Source organism: Flavobacterium sp. (assembly GCF_036741995.1).
In the GTDB taxonomy this organism is placed as follows: Bacteria; Bacteroidota; Bacteroidia; order Flavobacteriales; family Flavobacteriaceae; genus Flavobacterium.
Window position 1 is genome coordinate 1 of the sequence record NZ_DAINRG010000070.1, and the last position, 9,355, is coordinate 9,355.

The following is a 9,355-nucleotide window of genomic DNA, read 5'->3' on the forward strand; positions in this document are numbered from 1 at the left end:
ATTACAAAATAAAATTCAGTCCTATCTGGAAAAAACTACCGCTAACAGCGGTTTAACACAGTAAACCAGCTAAACTATGGAAACGACACTAAAAGACGGCGACCACTGTACTGTTGTCGGAGGAACACACAAAGGAAAATCGGGCACCGTGAGAGACATCAACCTCAGCAAAACCGGTCATATTACCATCACGGTGGAGCAACAAAACGGTGTTTGTTTTAAAACACTCGGCAAAAACGTAGTGGTTCAGACCAAGGCATAAACCAAAAAGGCCCACTTTACAGTGAGCCTTTCCTTCTTTAACCAAATATTACAAAATTATGTTTAACCCAATTTTGAAATTTCTTCCGCGGCTGGCATAGCCCACGTTTTCTGTAAATTCTTCATTAAAAATATTCGTTACCGAACCAAAGACCGTCAAACGACTTTTGATTAATTCGTATTTGGCCGTAGCATTTAGCAATTGGTATGAATCTAATTTTATCTGGGTGGTACCAAAGGTGTTTCCATCAAAAAACGCATCATTACGCGCATCAAAATACTGATAGCTCACATTGAAAAAGCTTCGCGCAGTTGCCTGAATATCCAAGCCAGCATTTACTTTGTGTTTTGGAATTAAGCGGTCTAAAGCTTCATCCACCTGGGTGAAAGTATAGTTTCCGTTGACTCTGATTTTAGACGTGATATCTAAAGTTACTTCTGTTTCTACCCCTTTGGCTTTGTTGCTTCCGTCGATGTTGATATAATAGGAATCAAAGGTTACGTTGTCAAAGAAAAACCCAAACGAATTCTTTTCATCCCGATAAAATCCAACGGCATTCAATTTCAGTTTTTTGTTGAACAATTCAGTTTCAAAACCAGCTTCAACCGTTCTGTTTTCTTCCGGTGTTAATGTCGTATTTCCGTATTCCGAATACAATTGGTACAAACTTGGCGTAATATAGGCGGTGCTGTAAGATGCCAACACTTTCAAAGGAAAACTCGTTTTAAAATTGTACGACGGATTGATGTTGTACACCACATGGCTGCCATACTCACTGTGCTCATTCAATCGGGCACCGGCATTCACATTCAAACCAAAGTTGGAAGTATACACAAAAGTGGCATACGGATCAATCATGTTAAACTTTGTTTGCTCTCGTTCCAAGTTACCATAAGGCGTGTCCGTAGCCATATCATGAAACTGAAAATTCGCTCCCGTGATGATAAAAAACTGATTACTGAATTTATACTTATTAAAAGCGTCCACAATCACACTTCTGGATTGGTATAAAGAGTAATCAGTTGCAGCGGTATAAGAATTATACTCGTTGTAGTCTCTCTTGATTTTCTCAAAACTCGAATTCAGGTTGAACTCGCCTTTGTTGTATTTGAATTTTGGGGCAAACCCAAAACGGAATTGCTCCGAAGTTGTTTTATTAATAGGAGTATCATCAAAACCGGTATTGTCAAAAGGCTGATCGTAACTGTTTTTCAGTTTGTCATAATTTCCGAAGAAATCCAACGTCAGCTTCTCAATAGCTTTATACCCAAATTTGGCCAAAACGTTTTGTCTCGAAAAGCTATCCGTTTCGTAAGTGTCATTGGCTGTTGGTGCCGCTATTTGCGACATGCCTTTGGTTTCGGTACTGTTCAGTCCGGCGAAGTAATTTATTTTGTTGGTGTTACCGTTTACCGAAAACCCTTGGTTGAAATCCTGTCCGTTGTATTTGTGATTGTCAGCCGTGTTATTCGAACCGATGCTCACATAAGCATTTCCCTGAATTGGTTTTTTGGCTCCTTTTTTCAAGGTGATATTGATAACACCCGTAGCAGCTCCTGTTCCGTAAAGCGTACTGGCGGCGCCTTTCATTACCTCAATTTTTTCAATTTGTTCTACCGGAAGCAAACGCAAATCGTATTCTAAACTAATGCCCGAAGCATCCGTTACCGGGATTCCATCAATCAAAATTAATACCTGACGGTTTTTACCACCGCGAATGTAATAACCCAGGTTTTTTCCGTTGGCCGATTGATTTCCGTTAATCTCAACACCTGCTACTTGTGATAAGATCGTCGCTAAGTTTTGTCCGGATTTTTTGTCCAACTCTTTAGCCGAAATCACTTCAATCACTTTCCCGGATTTTTCTTTGCTTTGAGCAAATTTGGTATCCGACACCACTACTTCCTCCAAAGTATTCACTCTGGTAGAATCTTTCTCTTGCGCATAGGCACAAGTCGTTAGCAAAGCAAAAAATGCTGCTGCCTGAACTGTTTTTTTCATTTTTTTAATTCAACAATAATTTGATAATCGTGGGAGAAAAGCATAGAATTTACCCATACCCAAACCTTTTGTCCCGAAAGTTTGTTACTCTGATGAATGAGGCAGGTCTCCTGGCTTGCGTCTTGTTGTTTACCTTCCCAAGTTGAACTCAGTGGTGTTGCAGATAACAACAAGCTTGATAGCTTACAGTTGCGGGAACAGCTTTGGATTTAAACCAAATTCCCTTTTAATGTGATTTTGAAAAACAGAAATCACAACCTTAATTCGGGTGCAAATGTAAAGTATAAATTAAAAACAAAACAATACTTTTGCAAAAAACAATTCGATGAAAACCTTTTGTAACGCCTTACTTCTTGCTTTCCTTTCTTTTTTTTGCGTACAATGCAAAACCGAAACCAAATCGGAATCAGCCTTTTCCGGAAAAAATGAAATAGTCTATGCCAAAGGTTTCTCGATAGTAAACTACGACGGGTATTCCATTGTAACAGTTAAAAATCCCTGGCCAAAAGCCACCAAAACGTATACCTACATACTGAAAGAAAAAAACGGAATGGTACCTGACAGTTTAAAACAAGTAATGGTGATCAATGTTCCGATAAAAACGGTGGTGGTGACCTCAACAACACACATTCCGTCATTGGAAATGCTGGATGAAGTCAATACTTTGGTAGGTTTTCCGCATTGCGATTATATTTCTTCCGAAAAAGTAAGAGCGCGAATTGATGCCGGAAAAGTCAAAGAACTGGGCAACAATCAGGATTTAAATACCGAAGTGCTGCTCGATTTACAACCCAATGTAATCATTGGCTATGGCATTGACAACCACAATCCGGCTTTGGACAATTTGCAGAAAAGCGGTTTAAAAGTGATGCTCAACGGCGATTGGAACGAAGAAACACCACTAGGAAAAGCAGAATGGATTAAGTTTTTCGGTGCTTTATATGGCAAACAAAAACTGGCGAACGACCTTTTCACCAAAATTGAAAAAGATTATTTAAATACCATTGAAATTGCCAAAAGAGCCACTTACACACCTACCATTTTGGCCGGCGATATGTTTGAAGACCGTTGGTATTTGCCTCGCGGCACCAGTTGGGGAAGTCTGCTTTTGAAAGAAGCCAATTCTCATTATTTGTGGCAGGAAACTACCGGAACGGGAAGTTTGTCATTATCGTTTGAAACGGTATTTGAGAAAGCATCCACGGCTGATATTTGGATTACTTCCGGACAATTTTCATCGTTAAAGGAAATGACCGATACGAATCCGCATTATGCTAAATTTACGGCCTTCCAAAATAAAAATGTATATTCGTTCAGTGGCAAAAAAGGAAAAACCGGTGGCATTCTCTATTACGAATTAGCGCCGAATCGCCCGGATATTGTACTGAAAGACATTGTCAAAATTTTGCATCCTGAATTGTTACCCAGTTACCAACCTTACTTTTTCGAAAAATTAAAATAATTTGAATACCCAAAACCGAAATACGCTTCTTTTTACTTTTTTGTCCTTGGCTTTGCTATTGACTTTGCTGCTAAATATTGCCGAAGGTCAGGTAGCCATTCCGGTGAAAGAAGTCTTTAAAAGTTTGTTTGGCGGTCATGCCGATAAAACTACCTGGGAATACATCATCGTTAATTTTCGGTTACCAAAAGCCATCACGGCTATTTTGGTCGGTATCGGACTTTCCATCAGTGGGTTGTTGATGCAAACGTTGTTTCGCAATCCGCTGGCCGGCCCTTATGTGTTGGGATTGAGTTCGGGCTCCAGTTTGGGCGTGGCTTTTATTATCCTGGGCGCCGGGTTTATGCCAGCCGTTTTGTCTCAATTTTTATTGTCGTCTTACGGTATTATTCTAGCTTCCTGCATCGGGAGTTTATTGGTTTTACTACTTATTCTAATCGTTTCGCAACGCTTGCGCGATACCATGTCGATACTGATTGTCGGGTTGATGTTCAGTAGTTTTACCAGTGCGATTGTGAGCGTATTCACTTATTTCAGTTCCGCCGAACAGTTGCAGAAATACACCTTTTGGTCAATGGGAAGCATTGGGAATCTATCTTGGCAAAATATTTCCATTTTAGGTGCTTGTATACTATTGGGTTTGGTTATCAGTTTGGCTTCCTTAAAACCTTTAGATGCTTTGTTATTGGGAGAAAACTATGCCAAGAGCATGGGGTTGAACATCAAAAAAACACGGTATATCATTATCTTAGCCACCAGTATTTTGGCAGGAAGCATCACGGCTTTTGCCGGGCCGATTGCCTTTATCGGATTAGCGGTTCCGCATTTGTCCAAACTGTTATTTCAAACCAGCAATCATAAAATCTTGTTTTTTGCCACGCTGATTATTGGCTCGATTATCATGTTGTTTTGTGATACGGTTTCCCAAATGCCGGGCTTTGAATTTACCTTACCTATTAATGCCATTACTTCTATCATTGGAGCTCCGGTGGTGATTTGGTTAATCGTCAAAAAGAAAAGCATTCAGTAATGAGTTCAACTAAAATCATAATCGCTAGTTCAAATTTGAGCATTGGATATCATGCAAAAGGCCAACACAGTGTCATTGCTGAAAACCTGAATTTGAAATTAAAAGAAGGCCAGCTCATCTCATTAGTGGGTGCCAACGGTATCGGAAAATCTACTTTGTTGCGAACACTGACGGGCATTCAAAAACCATTATCCGGAACTGTAACGCTGAATGACAAAGACATTCATTCCTATCAGGCGTTGGCCTTGGCACAAAACCTCAGCTTGGTCCTTACCGAAAAATTACCACCCAGCAACTTAACGGTTTTTGAGTTAATCGCTTTGGGAAGACAACCTTATACGAATTGGCTTGGGAAACTTTCCGGCGAAGATTATGAAAAAATAACACAAGCGGTTGAACTTACTCATATTGAGCATTTGCTTGCCAAAAAACACCACGAAATCAGTGACGGACAATTGCAGATTGTGTTAATCGCCCGAGCATTGGCACAAGACACGCCTTTAATAATTCTGGACGAACCAACAACCCACTTGGATTTATTTCACAAAGTTTCGGTTTTCAAGTTGCTGAAAAAGCTATCGCAGGAAACGAATAAATGCATCCTATTCTCTACGCACGATATTGATTTGGCCATTCAGTTGAGCGATGAAATAATAGTGATGACCGAAGCAACTGTAGCACAGGATCAGCCTTGTAATTTGATTTCGAAAGGGATTTTCAATTCGCTTTTTAAAGATGCTTCCATCACTTTTGATGGCGAAAAAGGGAAGTTTGTTATTTCAAATTAATCTGCCTTTTCGCTTCTCCCACCACAAACGCCACCGAATTGGCAATATTGTAACTGCGGATTAAATTCGACATCGGAATGGTTAAATGATTCTCAAATTGTGCTAACACCTCTTGGCTCAAACCAACGCTTTCCTTCCCGAAAACCAACCAATCACCATCCTGAAACTCGGCATCATAGATGGATTTAGTCGCATGGGAACTCATCAGGAAAACTCTGGATTTATCTTTGATTTGTGCTGTCCATTCGGCCACATTCTGATATTCCGTAACATCGAGATGCACCCAATAATCGAGACCGGAGCGCTTCAGGTTTTTGTCGTTAATGACAAATCCGAACGGGTGAATCAAATGCAAACGGCTTTCGGTGCCCACACTCAAACGGCCAATGTTTCCGGTGTTGTTAGGGATTTCGGGTTCTACAAGGACTATGTTGAGCATTTTTGTTAATTTGATTATTCGGTTATTTGAAAATGGGAAACTTCGAGAACTTCGCCGGCTTTTAGGTTTTGCAAATGTATGCTTCCGACACGAATTCTCACCAATCGGAGTGTTGGAAATCCAACGGCAGCAGTCATTTTTCGCACTTGGCGAAATTTACCTTCGGTCAACGTAAGGGAAACCCAACTCGTGGGACCATGTCGCTCATCGCGGATTCTTCTGCCCTCGCCTATGCAATCCGGAAGTTCGGTGATGCGTTTGGCTTCACAGTTTTTGGTGGTATAGCGAATGCCTTTGAAACCGATTTCGACACCGTTTTTTAGTTGCTCAACAGCTTCCTCGGTAACTAAACCATCGACTTGGGCATAGTATTCTTTTTCGACCGTTTTGCTTCTCACGATTTCACTCATCATACCATCCGTAGTCAACAAAAGCAACCCTTCCGAATCTTCATCGAGTCGACCGATAGCCATCGTGTTCTCTGGGAAATTATACAATTCTCCGAGCAACTTTTTGTGCCGCTTTTTTTCGTAAATGAATTGGCTCAAATACCCGTTTGGCTTGTGAAGTAAGAAGTGATGGTGCATGGATTTTATTTGGAAACAAAAATACATTTTTCAAATAGTGAATTTCAATTTAATGCTTATTTTTACCAAAAACATATTCTACTAATGTCGGATTCGCTATACATCATTCTCACTTTCATCATTGCGTTAGCTATTGGAATTTTTATTGGAAAATCGCTTTTTGCGGCCAATTCCAAATCGGATAAAGCTTCGCTGGAAGAAAAGATAAACGGTTTGGGGCAACAAATTGAACAACTCAAAAATCAAGTCAGTCAAACGGTTCAGGAACGCGAAACGATTCGTACCGAAAAAGAATCTTTAGCGATTCAGTTATCCAAAAAAGAAACCGATTTTGAGAATCTTTGGGAGCGCAATAAAGAACAGAAAGAAGAAGTAGAGAAACTTCAGGAGAAATTCACCAAAGAATTTGAGAATCTGGCCAACAAAATCTTAGAAGAAAAAACCGTTAAGTTCACCGAACAAAACAAAGAAAATCTCAAAAACATTCTGACACCATTGCAGGATAAAATTCAACTTTTTGAAAAGAAAGTGGAAGATACCCACAAAGAAAGCATTGATTATCATGCCGCATTACGCCAGCAAATACTGGGCTTACGCGAAATGAACGAGCAAATGAGTAAAGAAACTTTGAACCTGACAAAAGCGTTAAAAGGCGACAGCAAAATGCAGGGGAATTGGGGCGAATTGATTTTGGAACGCGTTTTAGAAAAATCGGGCTTAGAGAAAGGTCGCGAATACGAAGTACAGCAAAGTTTTACTACCGAAGAAGGGAGTCGCGTGTTTCCCGATGTGGTGATTAATTTACCGGACGGCAAGAAAATGATAGTCGATTCAAAAGTAACATTAACGGCTTACGAACGCTATATCAATGAAGAAGATGATGATGCTAAAGCGCAACATTTAAAAGAACACGTCATGGCTTTGAAACGTCATGTCGACCAACTGAGCGAGAAGAATTATCAGGATTTGTACCAAATGGAAAGCCCTGATTTTGTATTGTTGTTTATTCCGATTGAGTCTGCGTTTGCTTTGGCGCTAAATGAAGACACTTCGTTGTACAACAAGGCATTTGAGAAGAATATTGTGATTGTAACCCCTTCTACTCTTTTGGCTACATTACGCACCATCGACAGCATGTGGACCAATCAAAAGCAACAGGAAAATGCTCTGGAAATTGCGCGACAAGCCGGTGCTTTGTATGATAAGTTCGAAGGTTTTGTTAGTGATTTGGTCAAAATTGGCAAAAAAATGGACGAAGCCAAAGTAGAATATCAGGGTGCGATGAACAAACTTGTTGATGGCAAAGGCAACTTGGTCAACAGTGTAGAAAAATTGAAGAAAATGGGTGCCAAAGCCAAGAAAGCTTTACCCGAAAACATACTAACCCGAGCCGAAAAAGATGAGTGATTTATTTAAAACCGTAGCCTCTTCCAAAATCACCATTTCGGAATTGATGTTGCCTTCGCATACCAATTTTAGTGGTAAAATTCACGGTGGTTATATTTTGTCCTTGTTGGACCAAATTGCTTTTGCCTGTGCTTCAAAATTTTCCGGACATTACTGCGTAACAGCGTCTGTTGATACTGTTGATTTTTTGAATCCGATAGAAGTTGGTGAACTGGTTACCATGAAAGCCAGTGTGAATTATGTAGGCAAAAGTTCAATGATTATTGGCATTCGGGTAGAAGCTGAAAACATCCAAACCGGAGTGATAAAACATTGCAATTCGAGTTATTTTACGATGGTAGCCAAAGACGAAAAAGAGAAAAACATAGTGGTTCCGGGTTTAATTCTTTCCAATGATGAAGAAATAAGACGATTTTGTAATTGTATTAAACTTATTTCGCTCAAAAAAGACAAAAATCAGCACGAAGAAATCTTTGATTACAAATCGGAAACCGCTATGGAAACGCTAAAATCTTACCGAATTAAACTGGAGAATTTTTAGAATATATTTAAACTATTCTTATTAAAATTAAATATTCTTTGGAGTAATTCTATAATTGCTACGACATTACGTTTTTTTTATTATTTTTGGTTTGCATTTTTAAAAATATGAAAAAACACTACCTACTACTCAGTTTATCGATTTTATTAGTAAGCCTGGTTATCGCTTGTTCCGATAGCGACGATGAATACATTCCGGTTTCTCCTGTTACCGTTGATTTGACTCAGGTTCCTTATCCTAAATTATCGGACTATAAATTTTTTGAAGGCGATATGAAATTGCAAATCCCTTCCTTAAATGTACTTCCCTATGCACCGGCAAGCTCCCTTTTTACGGACTATGCCCACAAAAAAAGATTTGTATGGATGCCCGATGGAACCAAAGCTACCTATGTAGCCGATAGTAAAGTTTTGGATTTACCGGTAGGTGCTGCCTTAATCAAAACTTTTTATTACGACAACGTACAACCCAATAACACCACTCGAATTATTGAAACCCGCGTTATGATTCGAAAAACAGAAGGCTGGATATTTGCCGATTATGTTTGGAATACCGAACAAACGGAAGCCTTTTTAGATTTGGCCGGTAGTTTTACAGCCATTTCCTGGAAAGGAGATGACAATGTAATTAAGGGAACCAATTACCGAATCCCAAACCAAGTGCAGTGTATCATTTGTCATAAAAGCAAAGCCATGGTGAATGGTAGTGAAGTAGACACTTATATCCCTATTGGAATCAAACCTCAAAATCTTAATTTTAATTATAATTACGGAAACGAGACTAAAAACCAATTAACCAAGTGGATAGAAAAAGGCTATTTAGAAAATAATTTTAGTTT

9 protein-coding genes, 1 pseudogene and 1 riboswitch are annotated in these 9,355 nt (G+C 39.4%); of the genes and pseudogenes, 7 read left to right on the top strand and 3 right to left on the bottom strand.

The annotated features are described in order from the left end of the window. Window positions 1-76 precede the first annotated feature (76 nt). Window positions 77-262 carry a KOW motif-containing protein gene (locus V7D82_RS12845; RefSeq protein ID WP_333601359.1) on the top strand — a complete coding sequence of 62 codons (186 nt, stop codon included), beginning with the start codon at window positions 77-79 and terminating at the stop codon, window positions 260-262. Window positions 263-310: 48 nt separating this feature from the next. On the opposite strand, the gene V7D82_RS12850 is transcribed toward V7D82_RS12845, so the two are convergent. Next, on the bottom strand, window positions 311-2,263 hold the full coding sequence (locus V7D82_RS12850; RefSeq protein ID WP_333601360.1) for a TonB-dependent receptor plug domain-containing protein: 1,953 nt from the start codon (window positions 2,261-2,263) through the stop codon (window positions 311-313). A gap of 83 nt (window positions 2,264-2,346) precedes the next feature. After that, window positions 2,347-2,540: riboswitch (cobalamin riboswitch) on the bottom strand. A gap of 48 nt (window positions 2,541-2,588) precedes the next feature. On the opposite strand from V7D82_RS12850, the gene V7D82_RS12855 reads away from it, so the two are divergent. The 3 genes from V7D82_RS12855 to V7D82_RS12865 are packed head-to-tail and all read left to right on the top strand — an operon-like array spanning window position 2,589 to window position 5,543. Next, window positions 2,589-3,725 carry an ABC transporter substrate-binding protein gene (locus V7D82_RS12855; RefSeq protein ID WP_333601361.1) on the top strand — a complete coding sequence of 379 codons (1,137 nt, stop codon included), beginning with the start codon at window positions 2,589-2,591 and terminating at the stop codon, window positions 3,723-3,725. A gap of 1 nt (window position 3,726) precedes the next feature. Beyond that, entirely contained in the window at window positions 3,727-4,755 is a 1,029-nt protein-coding gene (locus tag V7D82_RS12860) for an iron ABC transporter permease (RefSeq protein WP_333601362.1), read from the top strand. Next, on the top strand, window positions 4,755-5,543 hold the full coding sequence (locus V7D82_RS12865) for an ABC transporter ATP-binding protein (protein WP_333601363.1): 789 nt from the start codon (window positions 4,755-4,757) through the stop codon (window positions 5,541-5,543). Before V7D82_RS12860 ends, V7D82_RS12865 begins: the two co-directional genes overlap by 1 nt. On the opposite strand, the gene V7D82_RS12870 is transcribed toward V7D82_RS12865, so the two are convergent. Together V7D82_RS12870 and V7D82_RS12875 are read right to left on the bottom strand one after the other, a co-directional pair. Further along, on the bottom strand, window positions 5,530-5,982 hold the full coding sequence (locus V7D82_RS12870) for a tRNA (cytidine(34)-2'-O)-methyltransferase (protein ID WP_333601364.1): 453 nt from the start codon (window positions 5,980-5,982) through the stop codon (window positions 5,530-5,532). The two genes, V7D82_RS12865 and V7D82_RS12870, sit on opposite strands and share 14 nt — an antisense overlap. 14 nt (window positions 5,983-5,996) lie before the next feature. After that, window positions 5,997-6,569, bottom strand: a complete 573-nt coding sequence (locus tag V7D82_RS12875) for a pseudouridine synthase (RefSeq protein ID WP_333601365.1) — start codon at window positions 6,567-6,569, stop codon at window positions 5,997-5,999. Between the two features lie 84 nt (window positions 6,570-6,653). Here V7D82_RS12875 and rmuC point away from each other — a divergent pair, with 84 nt between their 5' ends. The 3 genes and pseudogenes from rmuC to V7D82_RS12890 all read left to right on the top strand — a co-directional run. After that, complete coding sequence (gene rmuC, locus V7D82_RS12880; RefSeq protein ID WP_333601366.1) at window positions 6,654-7,976, top strand: DNA recombination protein RmuC; 1,323 nt, start codon at window positions 6,654-6,656, stop codon at window positions 7,974-7,976. Further along, window positions 7,969-8,517, top strand: coding sequence for an acyl-CoA thioesterase (locus V7D82_RS12885; RefSeq protein ID WP_333601367.1), 549 nt, complete (start codon window positions 7,969-7,971; stop codon window positions 8,515-8,517). The genes rmuC and V7D82_RS12885 overlap by 8 nt, the downstream gene beginning before the upstream one ends. A 107-nt stretch (window positions 8,518-8,624) precedes the next feature. Beyond that, window positions 8,625-9,355 (top strand): annotated as a pseudogene (locus V7D82_RS12890) (hypothetical protein); the annotation flags it as partial.

Excerpts from the sequence above, each read along its gene's own strand:
- V7D82_RS12875 (WP_333601365.1), bottom strand. The coding sequence starts at position 6,569 with ATGCACCATCACTTCTTACTTCACAAGCCAAACGGGTATTTGAGCCAA.
- V7D82_RS12865 (WP_333601363.1), top strand. The coding sequence starts at position 4,755 with ATGAGTTCAACTAAAATCATAATCGCTAGTTCAAATTTGAGCATTGGA.
- V7D82_RS12885 (WP_333601367.1), top strand. The coding sequence starts at position 7,969 with ATGAGTGATTTATTTAAAACCGTAGCCTCTTCCAAAATCACCATTTCG.
- V7D82_RS12855 (WP_333601361.1), top strand. The coding sequence starts at position 2,589 with ATGAAAACCTTTTGTAACGCCTTACTTCTTGCTTTCCTTTCTTTTTTT.
- V7D82_RS12850 (WP_333601360.1), bottom strand. The coding sequence starts at position 2,263 with ATGAAAAAAACAGTTCAGGCAGCAGCATTTTTTGCTTTGCTAACGACT.
- V7D82_RS12845 (WP_333601359.1), top strand. The coding sequence starts at position 77 with ATGGAAACGACACTAAAAGACGGCGACCACTGTACTGTTGTCGGAGGA.
- rmuC (WP_333601366.1), top strand. The coding sequence starts at position 6,654 with ATGTCGGATTCGCTATACATCATTCTCACTTTCATCATTGCGTTAGCT.
- V7D82_RS12870 (WP_333601364.1), bottom strand. The coding sequence starts at position 5,982 with ATGCTCAACATAGTCCTTGTAGAACCCGAAATCCCTAACAACACCGGA.